17 protein-coding genes and 1 riboswitch are annotated in these 18,337 nt (G+C 46.6%); of the genes, 10 read left to right on the top strand and 7 right to left on the bottom strand.

Annotated elements, in window-relative coordinates:
* Positions 1-15 precede the first annotated feature (15 nt).
* The 3 genes from KW548_00385 to KW548_00375 all read right to left on the bottom strand — a co-directional run bounded on the left by KW548_00385 (position 16) and on the right by KW548_00375 (position 1,690).
* On the bottom strand, positions 16-693 hold the full coding sequence (locus KW548_00385) for a DUF2796 domain-containing protein (protein ID QXX06663.1): 678 nt from the start codon (positions 691-693) through the stop codon (positions 16-18).
* Between the two features lie 84 nt (positions 694-777).
* The gene (locus KW548_00380) at positions 778-1,065 is read right to left on the bottom strand and encodes a DUF2607 domain-containing protein (protein ID QXX06662.1); all 288 of its coding nucleotides are present in this window, start codon (positions 1,063-1,065) and stop codon (positions 778-780) included.
* A 73-nt stretch (positions 1,066-1,138) separates the two neighbouring features.
* Positions 1,139-1,690, bottom strand: coding sequence for a YtfJ family protein (locus tag KW548_00375; protein QXX06661.1), 552 nt, complete (start codon positions 1,688-1,690; stop codon positions 1,139-1,141).
* A gap of 208 nt (positions 1,691-1,898) precedes the next feature.
* Here KW548_00375 and KW548_00370 point away from each other — a divergent pair, with 208 nt between their 5' ends.
* Positions 1,899-2,099 (top strand): DUF1107 domain-containing protein, encoded by a 201-nt coding sequence (locus tag KW548_00370; GenBank protein QXX07947.1) that lies wholly within the window; start codon positions 1,899-1,901, stop codon positions 2,097-2,099.
* 47 nt (positions 2,100-2,146) lie between these two features.
* Here the strand turns inward: KW548_00370 and msrA are convergent, their stop codons facing one another.
* Positions 2,147-2,776: a peptide-methionine (S)-S-oxide reductase MsrA gene (msrA, locus tag KW548_00365; GenBank protein ID QXX06660.1), complete on the bottom strand. Its 630-nt coding sequence runs from the start codon at positions 2,774-2,776 to the stop codon at positions 2,147-2,149.
* Positions 2,777-2,896: 120 nt separating this feature from the next.
* Between msrA and KW548_00360 the strand changes: the two genes are divergently transcribed.
* From KW548_00360 to KW548_00350, 3 genes are read left to right on the top strand one after another with little or no spacing between them, the layout of a single operon-like run.
* The gene (locus tag KW548_00360; GenBank protein QXX06659.1) at positions 2,897-4,606 is read left to right on the top strand and encodes an autotransporter assembly complex protein TamA; all 1,710 of its coding nucleotides are present in this window, start codon (positions 2,897-2,899) and stop codon (positions 4,604-4,606) included.
* Positions 4,603-8,355 (top strand): translocation/assembly module TamB, encoded by a 3,753-nt coding sequence (locus tag KW548_00355; protein ID QXX06658.1) that lies wholly within the window; start codon positions 4,603-4,605, stop codon positions 8,353-8,355. The genes KW548_00360 and KW548_00355 overlap by 4 nt, the downstream gene beginning before the upstream one ends.
* 20 nt (positions 8,356-8,375) lie before the next feature.
* A complete protein-coding gene (locus KW548_00350; protein QXX06657.1) occupies positions 8,376-8,723 on the top strand; it encodes a gamma-glutamylcyclotransferase in 348 nt (115 codons plus the stop codon).
* Between the two features lie 44 nt (positions 8,724-8,767).
* On the opposite strand, the gene ppa is transcribed toward KW548_00350, so the two are convergent.
* Together ppa and fbp are read right to left on the bottom strand one after the other, a co-directional pair.
* Positions 8,768-9,295 (bottom strand): inorganic diphosphatase, encoded by a 528-nt coding sequence (gene ppa / locus KW548_00345; protein ID QXX06656.1) that lies wholly within the window; start codon positions 9,293-9,295, stop codon positions 8,768-8,770.
* Between the two features lie 157 nt (positions 9,296-9,452).
* A complete protein-coding gene (fbp, locus tag KW548_00340; protein QXX06655.1) occupies positions 9,453-10,466 on the bottom strand; it encodes a class 1 fructose-bisphosphatase in 1,014 nt (337 codons plus the stop codon).
* 314 nt (positions 10,467-10,780) lie between these two features.
* Between fbp and mpl the strand changes: the two genes are divergently transcribed.
* The 5 genes from mpl to thiQ all read left to right on the top strand — a co-directional run bounded on the left by mpl (position 10,781) and on the right by thiQ (position 16,273).
* Entirely contained in the window at positions 10,781-12,133 is a 1,353-nt protein-coding gene (gene mpl / locus KW548_00335) for a UDP-N-acetylmuramate:L-alanyl-gamma-D-glutamyl-meso-diaminopimelate ligase (protein ID QXX06654.1), read from the top strand.
* A 14-nt stretch (positions 12,134-12,147) separates the two neighbouring features.
* A complete protein-coding gene (locus KW548_00330; GenBank protein ID QXX06653.1) occupies positions 12,148-12,774 on the top strand; it encodes a UbiX family flavin prenyltransferase in 627 nt (208 codons plus the stop codon).
* A gap of 37 nt (positions 12,775-12,811) precedes the next feature.
* Positions 12,812-12,925: riboswitch (TPP riboswitch) on the top strand.
* 53 nt (positions 12,926-12,978) lie between these two features.
* Complete coding sequence (gene thiB, locus KW548_00325) at positions 12,979-13,971, top strand: thiamine ABC transporter substrate binding subunit (GenBank protein QXX06652.1); 993 nt, start codon at positions 12,979-12,981, stop codon at positions 13,969-13,971.
* Positions 13,972-13,980: 9 nt separating this feature from the next.
* Positions 13,981-15,582, top strand: coding sequence for a thiamine/thiamine pyrophosphate ABC transporter permease ThiP (gene thiP / locus KW548_00320; protein QXX06651.1), 1,602 nt, complete (start codon positions 13,981-13,983; stop codon positions 15,580-15,582).
* On the top strand, positions 15,569-16,273 hold the full coding sequence (gene thiQ, locus KW548_00315) for a thiamine ABC transporter ATP-binding protein (GenBank protein QXX06650.1): 705 nt from the start codon (positions 15,569-15,571) through the stop codon (positions 16,271-16,273). Before thiP ends, thiQ begins: the two co-directional genes overlap by 14 nt.
* 67 nt (positions 16,274-16,340) lie before the next feature.
* Here the strand turns inward: thiQ and KW548_00310 are convergent, their stop codons facing one another.
* The gene (locus KW548_00310; protein QXX06649.1) at positions 16,341-16,868 is read right to left on the bottom strand and encodes a ribosome-associated protein; all 528 of its coding nucleotides are present in this window, start codon (positions 16,866-16,868) and stop codon (positions 16,341-16,343) included.
* 108 nt (positions 16,869-16,976) lie between these two features.
* Between KW548_00310 and pmbA the strand changes: the two genes are divergently transcribed.
* Positions 16,977-18,320: a metalloprotease PmbA gene (gene pmbA / locus KW548_00305; protein QXX06648.1), complete on the top strand. Its 1,344-nt coding sequence runs from the start codon at positions 16,977-16,979 to the stop codon at positions 18,318-18,320.
* Positions 18,321-18,337: the final 17 nt, after the last annotated feature.

Below are 18,337 nucleotides of genomic sequence, written 5' to 3'. Positions count from 1 at the left end.
CAGGTCGTTTTGGACTTAAAGCGAAATCTTAGTGTTGTCTGCAGACAGTTCAAGTGCGGTTTGCACTTTATCTGTTAATAGGTTAACGCTAATAGATTCTGTGCTTGGGAAAGCTTTAAACCATTGTGTATCGATGGAAGAAAGTGCGTTGATGTCGTTACATTCGAAGTGATATTCGACAGTAAACTCGCCATGACCGCCATGAGGTTCATCATGATGGTCGTGACCTTCGTGACCTTCGTGACCTTTATGCTCATCGTGATGTTTATGGTCATCATGATGTTTGTGTTCATCATGATGTTCGTCATGCTTTTCGTGGTCGTGGTCGTGGTCGTGGTCGTGGTCGTGGTCGTGGTCGTGGTCGTCAGCACCCAGAGTGTGCTTTACTGACTGATGTTCAACCTGACAACCTGCTGCTGATGCAAGAGTGAAAATAGAGTCTGCATTTTTTAGTCGAGTGACTGCGTCTTTTAGGGCTTTTTCTTGTTCTGCTGTTTTTGGAGCATGTTCAAAGCCGACAACATCAGCACCAGGAGCGGTAATTTCCATTAAAAGCTCTTTACCATCTTGAGCGATGTTTAGCTCAACGTGGCCGTGCACGTGAGCTTCGTGTTGACGGAATCCTTCTTCAGCGAAAGCGGTAGTACTTAGGGCAAGGCCAACCAGTGTTGCAACTTTTGTCATTGAGTTCATTGTGAATCCTAATAAAGTGTTTTGATAAAATATATGGTTATTGCTTTGAAACAGCACGTGAAAATCTGAGTTAACTAGTTAGTCTCACCGGGGAGAGCGGGCCTGATAGGCAAATGCTAGTCGCTGGTAGAAGTGATAATCATCCTGCTCGATGAATACATCTGGTAATGAGGTATCGGTGAGTGTCGGAGATGAATGGCTCATGCCGTATTGCGCACAAGAAAATAGTTGGCAGTGATGATCACTGTGATGGGCAGGCGAGATATCGTATTGGTGGTCGATGTAAGCGAAGCTCATCCATGACATCAGCACAATGCCAAAGAAAGCAAGGACCGCTGAGCGTCTGGTTAGATTGGGATGAGTTTTAATCACAGCGTTTCATTTAATACGAAAAAGAGCTGTTATATTATAACAACTCTTAAGAAAACGCTAAGCGCAAATGAGATTAGATATTATCTTTAATTAGTGTCAAAACTTGTTGAATTTCTTCATTATTCAGAGCACCTTCTTTAACAAACAAGACGGTACCTTGCTTGTCTTGTAGCACAATGGCGGAAGATTCTTCCTGAAGTTCCCAAGCGCCAGTAACCACACCTTCTTTATCAAGTACCATTGAAGACCATGGGAATTCTTTTTTGCTGTCTTCTGCTGAGGATTTAACGAAAGAGCCTGTACCCCAGATCGCATCATCTTGGTTAATGATGGACGTAGTCTGGTAGCTTTCTGATGGGAATTTCGCGGCTGTGATAGCTGACATAAGGGGGGCATTAAGTTCTTTCGAGCTACTGCGTCCGGCGATAGCTTGGATCACACGTACCTTACCTAACATGTCCTGAGATGACCATGGTTGATACGTCGTATCATTATCTTTGACCATGATTTCACCGTGGCTGGCCACTTCAACGTTTGGAACTGTTTGGCCGACAGTGATGTTATGCGCCAGAGCAAACATGGGAGAGCATGCTACTGTCAAAGCGATTAGAGTCTTGTTTTTCACTATTTTCTTCCTTTTTAGTAAGCGGGAAAAGTATATACCTAAAAATTCTCAGTCGCTGAAGAAAACCAATGATGTTAATAATTTGTTTTGTGTTTGTGATCTTGCTTGTATTGGTCTTACATTAATGTGTATGATGCACTGTAAGCCAAGCAGGAAAAGAAGCGGATCCAAGGAAAGGATCAGATCGCAAATGGATATTGAGGTAGTTATGCTGCGCGAATTTACGAAATATCGACCACATCAGGTGGCACGCTTTGTGAAGACATTATTCAAGGGACAGTTTGTCATTTCAGGAATTGGCAAGTTTAGATTTGATAACGGTAAAGTCCTGATGCCGGACATAAAAGATAAAAAGAAAATGCATACCTTCAAGGAAATTAATCAAGCGATTACCGTGTTACCTGTTTAGGAAAATGAAAAGTCGCTCAACTGGGCGACTTTTTTGCTTAGTAGCGTTTAATCTTCTGGTGGGAAGCACACACCAGTGCCACCTAACCCACAATACCCATTTGGATTCTTAGCCAAATACTGCTGGTGGTAGCTTTCTGCGTAATAGTAGCGACCAGCAGGCAGAATCTCGGTGGTAATGGATGATGTTTCTTGTCCGAGCAACGATTGATACTCGTCTCGCGATTGTATCGCTGCCTGATATTGTTCGTCGCTATATACGTAAATAGCAGAACGGTACTGGGTGCCTAAGTCGTTGCCCTGACGCATTCCTTGAGTTGGGTTATGACGCTCCCAAAATTTTTGCAGTAGTTGGTTAAGGCTGATAACTGCAGGGTCAAAAACAATCCGCACCACTTCAGTATGACCTGTCTGACCTGAGCAGACTTCTTCATAGGTTGGGTTAGGTGTAAAGCCACCAGCGTATCCCACCGAAGTACTGATCACGCCATCAAGTTGCCAAAACAGACGTTCTGCTCCCCAAAAACATCCCATGCCGAACACGATTTCGTCGCAGCCTTCAGCGGGTGGTGCGGTTAAACTGGATTGATTGACAAAGTGTGTATCATCAATCGCAAGTGGTTGCTTACGTCCCGGTAAAGCTTGCTGAGCCGTGATCATGGTTTGTTTATCGAGCATAGTGAATATCCTTAAAATTAATAATCTTGAGAGTAGACCGCCTAATTGACTGTTTTCGTACAGACTTATTTTTTGTGTGGCGTTATTATTCCGTTACGATTCTTGGGTAGTAGATAAAACATGATAAGAAAGTCATTACCAGTCATTCTCCTTGCCAGTGGTTTTCCTGTGTCTGCTGATACAGTAGGCTTGTCTGTTAAAGGGTTATCTGGTGAGTTGGATATGAATGTCGATGCTTATCTGGCCTCTATTCCTGACGAAGATTATAACACCAGTCTACGCTTTCAAGCTCGTGTCGAAAAGAGCATCACAGAAGCTCTCAATGCCCTCGGCTACTATCATCCAGATTTTTCGTTTCAAGTTCTAGACGATGGTCATCAATTAGTGGTGACGGTTACCCCCGGCCCACCAGTATTGATTAAAGAAGTGGATATACAGTTGACTGGTGAAGCGAGCAATGACCGCTCATTTAAAGTGTTGCTCCGAAAAAGTGGTATCAAGGAAGGCCAGATCCTGAATCATAGCCAATATGATGCACTTAAATCTGGGATCCGTAATCTGGCATTGCAGAAAGGCTATTTTGAGGGTGATTACTCGATGAGCCGCCTTGAGGTTTCACCGGATTTGAATCAAGCCTTTATACGCCTGCATTTCGACAGCGGTATTCGTTACGCTTTTGGTGAGAACATAATTTCGGGAAGTCAGATTGAAGAAGACCGTGTAGGATCGCTTTCTCCCTACAAAAAGGGAGAACCGTATCAGGTTTCGCAAGTCGGAGAGTACAATCAAAACTTGTCTAATACGGATTGGTTTTCTTCGGTGTTTGTTGAGCCTGACTTATCCATGTTGAGTAAGAGCAGAGAGTTGCCAATGAAAGTGTCTCTGGCTCCACAGGCAAAGAACAAACTGGAAACAGGCCTAGGTTACTCTACTGACGTCGGTGTTCGAGGTTCCCTGAAATGGAAAAAACCTTGGGTCAACGCACGTGGCCACAGCTTTGACAGTAGCTTTTCTCTCTCTGAGCCTGAGCAGACGATTACCGCAGGCTACCGTATCCCACTTGAAGATGCGTTGAATGAGTATTATCGCATTGGTTATGGGATGAAAAATGTCGATAACCGAGATACAAAAAGCCTTGAATCTAACTTAGCGCTTGAGCGCCACTGGACTTTAGACAATGGTTGGCACAGAACTTTGTTTATTCGCTACTTGTTGGAAAACTACGAACAAGGCCTTCAGGATGACTCTGGTCAGTTTCTACTCCCAGGTCTGACATACAGTCGCAGCCGAGTTCGCGGCGGTGCCATGCCTCGTTGGGGAGATCGCCAAAGCCTGACTATCGAGTACGGTGATGAAAGCTTATTATCTGAAACTCGGGTCATTCGCCTGCAAGCAGGCACATCTTGGAATTCGCAGCGCAGGTCGCAATCATCGGGGATCTTACGTTTAGACGGAGGGGCCAACTTTGCCGACAAGTTCGATAAGTTATCTCCATCACTGCGTTTCTTTGCCGGTGGTGACAATAATTTGCGTGGTTATGGCTATGAATCTATTTCCCCCAAAGACAGTAGTGGTGCATTGACGGGGGCCAAATACATCGCGACTTCATCCTTGGAGTATCAATACCGCGTCTATGGTAATTGGTGGGGAGCGGTATTTTATGATTATGGCGATGCCTTCAATGACAAGCCTGATTTTAAGCGCGGGACTGGTTTTGGTGTCCGTTGGGCATCGCCCGTGGGTCCAATTCGTCTCGACTTTGCTTGGGGCCTTGATGCTTCGCCGGGTGATGAATTTAAAGTCCACTTCACGTTAGGGCCCGAATTATGACCAAGGTTGTTTTAAAATGGTCAAAGCGGCTGTCTATCTCATTGTTCAGCTTTTTGGTGGTGATTGCCATTGCCCTAGCTGCAGTTCTTTTTACAACTCCGGGTCTTAAAATAGTACTCTGGGGAGCAGAAAAGTTTGTACCTCAGTTGAAAATCGAGTCCTATTCAGGGGCGATTTTCCCGCGCTTTACGCTTAATGGTGTCGTGTTTAAAGACGACTCACTTAACGTCGATGTGCAGGCTCGCTCAATCACGTTGGCGGTTAATGCTGCTTGCCTGACAGAGCCCAGTGTTTGTGTCGATGAACTCGCGGTAGATGGCCTTAAGTTTGATATGCCGGAATTACCGCAGAGCAGCACGACGCCAGAGGAACCTGTGGCTGACGAAAGTGGACCAGTGACAGTGCCTATACCCATTAAAGTCAAACGCGTGGCCTTAACCGACATGTCCCTGGATATTCTAGGTCATCAGATCAAGTGGCAGTCTTTCACGACAGGGTTGGCCTTTCAGGGTAATCGTCTACGAATTAATCAAACGGCGTTCGACTCCATTCGAGTGGCTCTGGCACCAAGTGATGCCAGTGAACCAGCCCCTGCTGCGAGGGACACTAACGCCCCGATAGTCTTACCAAACATTACCTTACCGCTACAAATTGATGTAGTGCGACTGGATGTGAATGATTTTGAGTTGCAACAACCCACTCCTGTAGTCGTAAACCATTTGGGGTTGGAGGCAAGTGCCGCTGGATCCCAAGTTCAGGTTGATACTCTTGCATTGGATATGCCCGAAATCGAAGGTGTGCTTAGTACAACAGTGACCTTATCAGATGACTATCCGTTGGAGTTGGAACTGAATGCCAAAGTGAAGCAGGAGATAGCGGATGGACAGACAGTCAAACTGCATGCGACGGGAAGTGTTGCTGAACTGACGTTAAAGGCAGACTTCGGCGGTTTAGCTAAAGCTCATCTTGAAGCTGCATTGCAGCCACTGAATGCCGAATTTCCTTTTGAACTGACTTTGAGTGATGGTGACCTTCAATGGCCGTTGAAAGGCCAAGGTGATTATTTTGCCACAATACGCAACTTGCATACTCAAGGCTCGCTAAATGGCTACAGTGTTGAACTCGATTCGGCTCTGAAAGGCAGTCAATTGCCTGATGCTGACCTGACTCTGCATGGCAAAGGGGATTTAAACCAAATCGATCTTCAGTCCCTCTCTATACAAATCTTAGGTGGGGAGGTGAGTGGTACGGTGATGGCCAATTGGCAAGCGCCGATTAACTGGGCGGCTAACCTTTCACTGAAGGACATTCAACCGGGCCTACAGTGGCAGCAGGCAGAAGGGAATATTAGCGGCAAGTTCGCCACTACTGGTTCACTGACGGAGCAAGGTGGTTGGCAGGTTAAGTTACCAACATTAGATATTGACGGCGTTTTGCGAGATTACCCGCTGAACATAGAAGGTGCGTTGTCTGCTTCCGATAAAGCGGGCACTGGTGAACTCAAAATTGATACGCCACGCTTAGTCTTATCTCATGGACCGAATCATCTGACGGCAAAAGGTGATGTTGAACAAAACCTAAATATGCAGCTTGCCGTCGACTTTCCGGATATCGCTAAATCCGTCCCTGATTTAAGAGGTAGCGCTCGAGGTCAGATTAGGCTGACTGGTAAGTTGGATAAACCTTTGGTTGGTGTGGATCTTAATGTGAAAGCCATTAAGTGGCAGCAAGATGTGCAGGTAGAGGATGTTTCGCTGCAAGGGCAGATCTCTCCACTGCCTTTACCTTCTGGTGAATTGCAGCTCAGAGTTGCCAGAGCCAAATATCAAGATTATCTGATTGATAAAGTGTTATTAAATTTTGATGGCGAGCAACAGCAGCACGCATTGACTCTTGATCTTGAGTCAAACATCGCCTCAACGAAATTGGCGATTAAAGGTGCGTTGCAAGATAAGCCTGAGTTGATGTGGAAAGGTGCGCTGGAGCGTATGTCGTTGACCTCAGAGCAAGGTATGTGGAACTTGAATCAACCGACTCAGTTAGAGTTTCTCATTGACTCACAGCAGGCATTCGTTGCGGCGCATTGTTGGTTACAAGCCGATGCTTCGATCTGTCTCGATCAGGATGTAAACGCCGGCCAAAGTGGCGAAGCGCATCTTTCCATCAAACAGTTCGATTTTGATCAGCTTAAAGCGTTGGTGCCTCAAACGATTAAATTAGAGGGTGGAGTGAATGCTACTGCGATGGCTAAGTGGGCACCAGAACAAGCGCCACAGATCATGATCAAGTTAGAAATGCCCAAAGGCTCGGTAACGCAACATAATGAGCAGCCTGTCCATCTTGGCTGGGAGTCACTCAAACTTAATGCTCATCTTGAGAACAACAAACTTGAGGCTGACTGGTTACTGGATGTGACAGACAATGGAGACATTTCAGGTGAGATCCATATCCCTGATGTGTTAGCGAAAGACAAACAGCTGGATGGTAAGCTTGGCTTAACGACTTTCCACTTGGATTTTCTTGCTCCTCTTCTTGGCGACTATAGCAAGATGAAATCTAATGTTAGTACCGATTTAACATTTTCCGGCCCTATGATGCACCCTAAAGTTTATGGCCAGTTTGTGGTCGATGATATTTTGCTTGAAGGGGAAATCACACCCGTTGAGATTGATTCGGGTAAACTGTCCCTCAGTTTCTCGGGCTATGACGCCACACTCGCGGCGATGATCAATACACCTGATGGTAAGCTGGAAGCTGCCGGAGATGCTAACTGGCAAGATCTCAAAGATTGGCAGACGAGTGTTCGGGTTTTTGCCGAAGAGCTGTTAGTGGATATGCCGCCGATGGTGAAAATCAAGGTTGTGCCAGATATGACGATATCGGCTTCTCCTAAGCAAGCCCAGATCGATGGTAAGATTTCTCTGCCTTGGGGACGCATTGTGGTTGAGGAACTGCCGCCAAGCGCGATTGGAATATCGAAGGATCAGGTTATCCTAGATGATCAGCTTCAGCCCCAAAATGAAACCACTAGCGTACCGTTTAGTGTTCAGACAAACATTAACATCAATATTGGTGAGGACTTCAAACTTTCAGCTTTTGGTTTAGAGGGCGGTTTATCGGGAAACCTCAATGTTGCACAGCGTGATAAAGGGCCGTTCGTCACTGGCGAAGTGAATATTGTCGATGGTTCCTACCGCTCCTTCGGCCAAGATTTGTTAATCAAACAAGGCAAAGTTCTGATGAATGGTCCGGTGGATCAGCCTTATGTGCAAATTACCGCGGTGCGTAACCCTGACAACACTCGAGATGAGGTAACGGCAGGTGTTCGAGTCACTGGGCCTGTTGATGAACCTACCGTCACTATTTTCTCTGAACCTGCGATGCCTCAGGCCAATGCACTATCTTATTTGCTGCGTGGCCAAAATATTGATGGTGAATCAGGCAGTAGCTCCATGACGACGACGTTGATTGGTTTGAGCTTAGCTCAAAGTGGTCGTGTCGTCGGAGAAATTGGCCAAGCTTTTGGTGTTCAGGATCTTCAGTTGGATACCTCTGGGTCTGGTGATGATTCACAAGTGACCGTGAGTGGTTACGTTCTACCGGGTCTGCAGGTCAAATATGGAGTGGGTATCTTTGACTCTGTGGGCGAATTTACGGTGCGTTATCGACTGATGCAAGATCTCTATGTTGAAGCTGTATCAGGTCTGGACAGAGCAGTCGATCTGCTGTATCAATTTGAATTCAATTGATCGTCAAGCTAGGTGGCAGGATGCAGCATTTACTCTTTGTGTACGGAACCCTACGTCAGGGAGAAAGTAACCATAATTATTTGGTTGGCTCCCAATGTTTAGGTCATTTTGAAACTCTCCCTAACTACGCGTTATATGATCTTGGCTCGTATCCAGCGGTGATTGAGGGTCATGGTTCGATTCTGGGGGAAGTGTACCTGATTGATGGTGAGACACTATCTAAAGTCGATCAACTTGAGGATGTGCCTATTGAGTATCGCCGTGAGCAAATTGAAACCCCCTTCGGCGAAGCTTGGATATACCTTTACCAAGATGGAAGCAAGCTTGATACCATTATTTCTTCAGGTGACTGGTGCCAGCGGGTCTAGCGTTCAGTGATATAAAAAAGCCAGCATTTGCTGGCTCTTTTTTATTATTTCTGTGCGCGTTCGTAAGATTCAAGAATCTCTTTACGAGCAGACTCTACGTCTTCCCAACCGTCGACTTTTACCCACTTGCCAGACTCAAGCTCTTTGTAACGCTCAAAGAAATGCGTGATCTGTGCTTTTAGTAGCTCAGGCAGGTCGTTTACGTCTTTGATGTGATCGTATTCTTTGGACAATTTAGTGTGTGGTACTGCTACTACTTTCGCGTCTTCACCAGACTCATCCGTCATTTTTAGAACACCGACAGGACGGCAGCGGATCACTGAACCAGGCATCAGAGGGTGCGGTGTTGGAACCAGAACGTCTACTGGATCCCCGTCTAGAGACAAAGTGTGGTTTACGTAACCATAGTTACATGGGTAGAACATAGGTGCAGACATAAAGCGGTCGACGAACACAGCACCTGAATCTTTGTCTACTTCATATTTGATTGGATCCGCATTAGCAGGGATTTCAATCACGACATAGAGATCATCAGGAAGAGACTTACCTGCTGGTACGTTGTTTAAACTCATTAAGAAAGTTCCTTTTTTAGTTTGTACCTCAGTGAGGCACACGGGCTTGAATATAAGACCGCAATACCTTACTGCTAAACTCGGTTTTATGTAAACCAACTAAGGCGAGATTTTGCTCAAGAAAATGTGAAAAAGGCGCTCGAAAGCGCCTTTCTATTTAATCTTCTGAGTGTTGTTCTAAGAACTGTTCCACTTTCTTGACCATGTTTTTTGAGCCAACAAAGAAAGGCACACGCTGGTGCAATTCAGTTGGCTTTAGATCCATGATACGAGTCTTACCATCAGACGCGACACCACCAGCTTGCTCAATGATATACGCCATTGGGTTGCACTCGTAGAGTAAACGCAGCTTACCGTTTGGATGGCTTTGCGTACTTGGGTAAAGGTAGATACCGCCTTTAAGCAGGTTGCGATGGAAGTCCGCGACTAGTGAACCAATATAGCGTGATGTGTAAGGACGCTGTTCGCTCGGCTCATTTTCCTGACAGTATTTGATGTACTTCTTCACACCCATCGGGAAGCGGATGTAGTTACCTTCGTTGATTGAGTAAATCGTGCCATCTTGAGGAATCATCATGTTTTCATGAGACAGGCAGAATGTGCCCAGAGATGGATCGTAGGTAAAGCCATTAACGCCTTTACCAGTTGTGTACACCAACATGGTTGAAGAGCCGTAAATTACGTAACCTGCAGCAACCTGTTTATGGCCGGGTTGAAGGAAATCTTCTTCTGTCGGTGGGGTGCCAATAGGCGACACACGACGGTAAATGGAGAAGATGGTACCGACTGACACGTTAACATCGATGTTTGAAGACCCATCTAGCGGATCCATCAGAACCACGTATTTCGCGTTTTTGTTCAGCTCTTTATTGAACGCAACGGCTTCGTCTTCTTCTTCACTGGCTACACCACAAACCTGATCACGGGCTTCTAGCGCTGCTTTAAACTTTTCATTCGCGTAAACATCCAGCTTTTGCTGGTCTTCACCCTGTACGTTCTCAGTACCGACTGCACCGGTAATGTCACCAAGACCAGCAGCGTTGATCTCGCGGTTAACGATTTTTGCAGCAAGTCGGATAGAAGAAAGTAGGGATGATAGATCACCGCTAGCGTGGGGGAAGTCCGCTTGTTTCTCAACAATGAACTCGCCAAGGGTGCGCATTCCAGACATGATTTTTCCTTTAGTCGCTTCAATATAGTAGGGGATAGGCGTTGATGATCTCTAACGGATCTTAAATTTCGCCTAAGCCTAGTCTAAGAGTTAGATCTTTTTATTGGTAATGAACTAACTGACTGAGATCTCGTTTTATTTGTCGACTTGATAACAGTTTTCATCTGCTTGTTTGAAGCCATACGAGTTGGATAACGCGCATAACACGCAATCATTTGCGCTCGTGTGACGTAAAACAGTGAGCAAAGTAGTTCGCTTTTCTGCGTATAATCGCCATAATGTCAGCTCAGTTTTCGCCTTGGAGAAGGTTGTTTATGCATATTCATATCTTGGGAATTTGTGGCACATTTATGGGAGGTGCTGCAGTTTTAGCTCGTCAATTGGGGCATAAAGTGACGGGTAGTGACGCTAATGTTTATCCACCAATGAGTACATTGTTGGAATCTCAAGGTATTGAAATTATTGAAGGATTTGAACCGTCTCAGCTTAATCCTGCACCTGATCTCGTTGTGATCGGAAACGCGATGAGTCGAGGTAATCCCTGTGTCGAACATGTATTGAACAGTAATCTGAGATACACCTCAGGTCCACAGTGGCTGCAGGAGTTTCTTCTCCATGACCGTTGGGTGCTGGCTGTCTCTGGAACTCATGGAAAAACGACCACTTCCAGCATGCTGGCGTGGATTTTAGAAGACTGTGGCTACCAACCTGGCTTTCTTGTCGGTGGTGTCTTGGGCAACTTCGGTGTTTCAGCACGTTTGGGCGAAAGTATGTTTTTTGTCGTGGAAGCTGATGAATACGATAGTGCTTTTTTCGATAAGCGTTCTAAGTTCGTGCATTACCATCCTCGCACGTTAGTGATGAACAATTTGGAGTTTGATCATGCGGATATCTTCGATGATCTGGAAGCGATCAAGCGCCAATTCCATCACTTAGTAAGAACCGTGCCGGGGAACGGTCGAATCCTTGCTCCGCAAGGAGATTCAGCAATAGGCGATGTATTACAGCGTGGCTGCTGGAGCGAAACGGAGTTCAGCGGCGAACAAGGTGACTGGCGAGCGGAGAAACAAGTCGCCGATGGTTCAATATTCACCGTTTTCTTCCAAGGGGAAGCCGTCGGTACTGTGAAGTGGGAGCTGGTGGGCGATCATAACGTCGATAATGCTTTGATGGCCATCGCAGCGGCCCGTCATGTGGGTGTTACTCCGGATTTAGCCTGTCAGTCGCTGGCGAAATTCATCAATACTAAACGTCGACTTGAGCTAAAAGGTGAAGTGAATCAGGTTACGGTTTACGATGACTTCGCTCATCACCCTACGGCGATTGAACTTACTGTGGGTGGATTGCGTAATAAGGTTGGCCAACAACGAATCCTAGCAGTACTTGAACCTCGTAGTGCGACGATGAAACGTGGCGTGCATAAAGAAACGTTGGCAGCTTCCCTCGCACAGGCCGATGTAGTTTTCCTTTATCAACCAGATAATATTGAATGGTCTGTCGAGGATATTGCCCAGCAATGTCAGCAATCGGCTTATGTGTCAGACAGTGTTGATGCGTTAGTGCAGATGCTGACAGAACAGGCTCAACCGGGCGATCAAATTCTGGTGATGAGTAATGGTGGGTTTGAAGGCATCCACGACAAGCTGCTGGCTAAACTCGCCGAATAGATTAATGTAGTAGTATGAACAAAGAGAAAAACAAAGCAATTACACTCGCTTTTACGGGGGCTTCAGGCGCACCGTACGGGCTTAGATTGCTTGAGTGTCTGCTAGCCGCCGGCTATCAGGTACATTTGCTGATATCGTCAGCGGCTCGAGTTGTGTTAGCGACCGAGCATGATATGAAATTGCCGGCTAATCCCGAGTCTGCTCAACAAGCATTGGTCGCACACCTTAATTGTGACTCCGCGAACTTGGTTGTCTATGGTAAAGACGACTGGTTCTCTCCAGTGGCTTCCGGGTCTGCGGCGCCAAAACAGATGGTCGTGTGCCCTTGCTCTGCAGGCAGTGTCGCTGCCATCGCACATGGTATGTCCGACAATCTCATCGAGCGTGCGGCCGATGTGGTGATGAAAGAGCGCGGGCAGCTGCTGCTGGTCGTGCGTGAAACACCATTCTCTACGTTGCATCTAGAAAATATGCATAAGTTGTCGCAGATGGGCGTCACCATTATGCCTGCGGCACCGGGCTTCTACCATCAACCTAAGTCTATTGATGATCTGGTCGACTTTATGGTGGCGAGGATTCTCGATCATCTTAATGTTGAACAGGGGCTTGTTCCGCGTTGGGGATATGACCAGCGCGCTTAATTCTGGCCAATTGATAACATTACGATTACAATTCAGCCGACACTCATCGGGGAGCTATTCATCGCACAGATGAAGCTGAGATTGGGCAAAGCCCAGGACCCGTGTACCTGAACCAGATAATGCTGGCGTAGGAATTGAGTCTGAACATTTGCCCTGCCAATGTTTCCTCAAACCTGTGCCGCTCAACCAAGGAGAGAGCGAGCAGTGAAAACCACTTTAAGCACCATCGCCGTTGCCACACTGACATCTTTTTCTGCATTGGCAGCAGATAACACCCTTACCGTTTATACCTATGATTCTTTTGCCGCGGATTGGGGCCCTGGCCCGAAAGTGGCAGCCGCTTTTGAAGCGCATTGCGGTTGTGATGTCAATTTTGTTGCTCTTGATGATGGTGTCTCTATTCTTAACCGCCTGCGTCTCGAAGGGGACAACAGCAAAGCGGATATTGTGTTAGGTTTGGACAACAATCTAATGGCGGAAGCACAGAAAACAGGTTTACTTGCTGAGCATAATGTCGATACCAAATCAGTAAAATTGCCTAATGGTTGGGAAGACAGTACTTTTGTGCCGTATGACTTCGGGTACTTTGCGTTTGTCTACAACAAAGAAAAGCTAACCAATCCACCAAAGAGTCTTAAAGAACTGGTGGAATCTCGGAATGATCTGAAAGTGATTTATCAGGATCCACGCACCTCAACACCGGGTCAAGGTCTGATGTTATGGATGAAATCTGTTTATGGTGATGATGTTGTACCCGCTTGGCAGCTACTGGCTAAGAAAACCGTCACTGTCACGAAAGGTTGGTCTGAGGCTTACTCTATGTTCCTTGAAGGTGAGTCAGACATGGTGTTGTCTTACACCACCTCACCGGCATATCACCTGATCGCAGAAAGCGACAGCCAATACGCAGCGGCTGACTTTTCTGAAGGCCATTACACTCAGGTTGAGGTTGCGGCTAAAGTCAAAGCATCGAAAAACGAAAAGTTAGCCGATGAATTTATGACGTTTATCCTTAGCGACGATTTTCAGTCTTTGATGCCAATGGGTAACTGGATGTACCCAGTGACAGAAGTCGCATTGCCTGAAGGTTTTGAGACACTGACGGTACCTGAAAAAGCATTGAGTTTTAGCGCAGAAGAAGTAGCCCAAAACCGAAAAGCTTGGATACGTGAGTGGCAAAGCGCCTTAACCTTTTAAGGAGACGCTTTGCGTAGTATTCCACAATTGGGACTCTGGGTCGCGATAGCTATCGCGGCCTTTGTTGTTTCTGCTCTCGGTGCTTTATTAGTTGCGGCCCCATCCCTGAATATCGCTCAGGTTTGGTCAGACCCTTACTATCGATATGTGACCAAGTTCAGCTTTTACCAATCGTTTCTGTCGACTCTGCTCAGTGTTGGTTTAGCGGTTCCTGTAGCGCATGCTTTATCTCGGCGTAACTTTCCTGGTAAGTCATTATTGCTTAAGTTGTTTGCCACCACATTAGTACTGCCTGTATTGGTTGGGGTGTTTGGCTTACTGGCGATTTATGGCAATAGCGGTCTGCTATCGTCAGCTTTTGCATGGTTTGATTCTGGACTGCCATTTTCGATTTACGGTCTGAACGGTATTTTACTGGCGCATGTGTTTTTCAACCTGCCTTATGCGACGCGCCTGCTATTGCAATCATTGGAGTCTATTCCGGCTGAGCAGCACAAACTGTGTGCGCATCTAGGTATGGGCCATTGGCATAAATTTAAGTGGGTCGAATGGCCTCGCTTGCGTCAGCAGTTGCCGCACGTGTGTGGCTTGGTGTTTATGCTGTGTTTTACCAGTTTTGCGACGGTAATGGCGCTCGGTGGCGGGCCGAAATCGACCACGATTGAGCTGGCGATTTATCAGGCGATCAAATTCGATTTTGACTTGCAGGCAGGGGCATTACTGGCGATATGGCAAATGCTATTGTGTGGCATTATGGCGTTGGCGGTGCAACGTTTGACCAAACCTGTGGCTGTGAGTTCAGGCGCACCAAGTCACAACCTTTATATGGTAAAGGACTCCATCTGGTCATATAGCTGGGATTGGATCTGGATTGGCCTGAGTATGCTATTGGTGCTGCCACCTTTACTGATGGTGGTGCTCAGTGGCATCAACTCAGAAGCTTTATCGGTGTTTACTGATCAACGATTTTGGCTGGCGTTATGGTCGTCGCTCAAAGTAGCAACATTGGCAAGCGGTATCGCGCTCTCGGCAGGGATTGCAATATTGTTGACCAGCCGTCGATTGCGACTGAACGCAAGAAGTCGTCATGCGGATCAGATTGAACTATTGGGTACGATCATTCTTGTCACTCCCGGCTTGGTGATTTCTACAGGATTATTTTTGCTATTGCGGTCTTTTACGGATGTGTTTAGTCTGGCGTTTTTTATTGTGGTTGCGGTGAATGCGTTGATGGGCTTGCCTTACGTGATCAAAACCTTGTCACAACCGATGCTGCATATCGAACAGCAATACCAATACGTATGCGCAAGCTTAGGTATCAAAGGTTGGCAGCGCTTTCGCGTTGTTGAATGGCGAGCACTGAGAAAGCCAATGGCACATGCTTTCGCGATCAGTTTCATGTTTGCGGTGGGAGACTTAAGTGCAATTGCCCTGTTTGGCAGCCAGGAGTTCCGCACTCTGCCGTTGTATCTTTTCCAATTGCTGGGCAGTTATCAGATGGATGCAGCGGCTGTAGTGTCAGTCACTTTGTTACTGCTCAGTGTTGGCTGTTTTGTACTGATTGAAACCCTGTTTAAGGCAAATGCCAAGGTGACTTATGCTGACCCTTAATGATGTTCGTTACTATTACCATCAGGATCTATTCCATTTTGATTTAGATATTGAGCAGGGAAGTCTGGTCGCATTGATGGGACCGAGTGGGGCGGGGAAATCAACGTTACTGGCCTTGGTTGCGGGTTTTATCGAACCTGAAAGTGGCAGTATTAAAGCTGGTGAATTAGAAGTTGCGGGCAAAGAGCCTCACCAGCGTCCTTTTGCGATGTTATTTCAGGAGCATAACCTGTTTGCCCACCTCACCGTGCGCGAAAATATTGGATTGGGGCTGAACCCTGGATTGAAACTCAATTCTGAGCAAGCCAGTCAGGTGGAACAAGCCGCGATTCAGGTTGGTATTGAGGAATATTTGGATCGTTTACCTGAACAATTATCGGGTGGACAGCGTCAGCGTGTCGCATTGGCCCGATGTTTTGTTCAGCCTCACCCTATCTGGCTGCTTGATGAACCTTTCTCTGCGCTTGATCCGGTATTGCGTGAAGAGATGCTCGGGCTGGTAAAGCAGTTAGCCGCAGAGCGTAATATTACTGTGGTGATGGTGACTCACCATATCAGCGACGCGAAAGCTATTGCCTCGCATTTTGCTTTTGTTGACCAAGGAAAGGTGGCGGTTGCTGATACGATTGAACTTTTAACTCAGCAACATAGCCATGCTGTACTCAGCGGGTTTGTTAAAGCGGGCGAATAACTTTCCCTAACAACAAAAAATGGGCTGATGTATCTGCATCAGCCCATTTTTATCTAAAGCGGCTTGCTTAAATCTCTTCGTCGTTGAGCTCTTTTAGCACTTGGAATATTTCACGGAACGCTTTAGCTGGCTTACCCGCTTTCTTCTCTTTTGCTGCCTGACGTGCCAATTGGCGTAAACGCTGGCGATCCGCTTGTGGGTATAACTCCATTACATCAGCAATGGCGTCATCGCCTTCTTCAACGACGCGGTCACGCAGCTGTTCCAGCTTGTGCAGTGCAGCGGTCGCTTGAGAGTGTTTGTTACGTACTTTGTCCAGTGCCGCTTGAAGTGGCTCAGTCTCTTCGAAACGCATCAGCTTACCAATGTATTGCAACTGGCGACGACGTGCTTCATTTTTAAAGCGTTGTGCATCTTTAATTGCTTCTGCAAGGTCCTCACTTAACGGGAATTTTTCTAACACCGAAGGTTTAAGACTGGCGAGTTCTTCACCCAGTTTTTGTAACTCTTCCATGTCACGCTTCATTTCGGTTTTACTGACCCAAATGATTTCCTCTTCTTCTTCCCATGGCGCTTTTTGATTCTTACGGGCCATCTTTCTGCCTTAATTTGAACATCTATTTCTCTATTTTAACAAGAATCATGGGGAGAAAGCGAAATTCTTGTTATTCTAGGGACAACAGACCTTAAGCATGAAGAAGATATGGACGTAAGACAGCAAGTCGCTCAGCAACGTGTTGAGCTTGAGGCCGCCGTTGCGAAAGCACTGGAAATGGCCGCGGAAAAATCCGATGGCGCTGAAGTCGCGATCACTAAAACCACTGGCCTGAGTGTATCAACACGGATGTGTGAGGTGGAAAACGTTGAATTTAACAGCGATGGCGCTTTAGGTATTACCGTTTACCGTGGTCAGCGCAAAGGCAGTGCGTCTACCTCCGATCTCAGTGAAAAAGCCATTCAACAGACGGTGATGGCAGCACTTGATATTGCCAATTACACTTCAGAAGACCCATGCTCAGGTCCTGCTCCTAAAGAGCTGATGGTAAAAGAAATTCCTGATCTTGATTTGTTTCACCCTGATACGCCAGACCCAGATCATGCGGCCGAGATTGCGATTGCTGCTGAGCAAAAAGCGTTATCTTTCAGTGACAAAATCAAACAAAGCGATGGTGCGAGTTACGACAGCCATTATGGCTTGAAGGTTTATGGCAACAGCCACGGTTTGCTTGCTAGCTATGCCTCCAGCCGCCACAGTACCAGTTGTTGTGTGATTGGTCAGGGCGAAAGTGGTGTTATGGAGCGCGACTACAGCTATACAGTCGCACGCCATAAAGATGATCTTTGGTCACCTGAGTCAGTCGGCTTGAAAGCGGCGGAGAAAACCATCAGTCGCCTTGATGCGCAAAAGCTGAAAACAGGTCAGTATCCTGTGATGTTCGCAGCTGATGTGGCAACAGGTTTACTTGGACACTTAGTGATGGCAATCAGTGGTGGTAACCTGTATCGCAAGTCATCATTCTTACTTGATCATCTCGGCCAAAAGGTACTTCCAGATTGGTTTAATGTTGCTGAAAAACCGCATTTACTCCGCGGCTTAGCGTCGAGCCCATTTGATAGTGAAGGTGTTACAACCCAAGATCGTGAAATCATTACCGATGGTGTGCTCGCGACATATCTATTGACCAGTTACGCCGCGCGTAAAATGGACATGACGCCAACGGGTCATGCTGGTGGCATTCATAACTGGTTCGTTAAATCGACGGGGCAAGACTTTGAGCAGATGCTTAAAGAACTGGGAACGGGCTTTCTTGTCACCGAAGTGATGGGACAGGGCGTGAATATCGTCACCGGTGATTACTCTCGAGGCTCGGCTGGCTTCTGGGTGGAAAATGGCCAGATCCAATATCCTGTTTCTGAAGTGACCATCGCCAGTAACCTGAAAGACATGTTTAATCAGATTGTCGCGGTTGGTAATGATGTTGAAACCCGCTCACAAATCCAGACGGGTTCGATTCTGATTGAATCTATGAAAGTGGCGGGTGAGTAACTCACTCGGTTTTACCA

Origin of the sequence: Vibrio neptunius, assembly GCA_019339365.1 — a bacterium.
GTDB lineage: Bacteria > Pseudomonadota > Gammaproteobacteria > Enterobacterales > Vibrionaceae > Vibrio > Vibrio neptunius.
This window is presented reverse-complemented; position numbering and strand designations above follow the sequence as displayed.

Bases quoted from the DNA above. Each gene is read 5' to 3' on its own strand.
- msrA (QXX06660.1), bottom strand. From the start codon at position 2,776: ATGCTCGATAAACAAACCATGATCACGGCTCAGCAAGCTTTACCGGGA.
- KW548_00360 (QXX06659.1), top strand. From the start codon at position 2,897: ATGATAAGAAAGTCATTACCAGTCATTCTCCTTGCCAGTGGTTTTCCT.
- ppa (QXX06656.1), bottom strand. From the start codon at position 9,295: ATGAGTTTAAACAACGTACCAGCAGGTAAGTCTCTTCCTGATGATCTC.
- mpl (QXX06654.1), top strand. From the start codon at position 10,781: ATGCATATTCATATCTTGGGAATTTGTGGCACATTTATGGGAGGTGCT.
- fbp (QXX06655.1), bottom strand. From the start codon at position 10,466: ATGTCTGGAATGCGCACCCTTGGCGAGTTCATTGTTGAGAAACAAGCG.
- KW548_00385 (QXX06663.1), bottom strand. From the start codon at position 693: ATGAACTCAATGACAAAAGTTGCAACACTGGTTGGCCTTGCCCTAAGT.
- KW548_00355 (QXX06658.1), top strand. From the start codon at position 4,603: ATGACCAAGGTTGTTTTAAAATGGTCAAAGCGGCTGTCTATCTCATTG.
- KW548_00350 (QXX06657.1), top strand. From the start codon at position 8,376: ATGCAGCATTTACTCTTTGTGTACGGAACCCTACGTCAGGGAGAAAGT.
- pmbA (QXX06648.1), top strand. From the start codon at position 16,977: ATGGACGTAAGACAGCAAGTCGCTCAGCAACGTGTTGAGCTTGAGGCC.
- KW548_00310 (QXX06649.1), bottom strand. From the start codon at position 16,868: ATGGCCCGTAAGAATCAAAAAGCGCCATGGGAAGAAGAAGAGGAAATC.
- KW548_00330 (QXX06653.1), top strand. From the start codon at position 12,148: ATGAACAAAGAGAAAAACAAAGCAATTACACTCGCTTTTACGGGGGCT.
- thiQ (QXX06650.1), top strand. From the start codon at position 15,569: ATGCTGACCCTTAATGATGTTCGTTACTATTACCATCAGGATCTATTC.
- KW548_00370 (QXX07947.1), top strand. From the start codon at position 1,899: ATGCTGCGCGAATTTACGAAATATCGACCACATCAGGTGGCACGCTTT.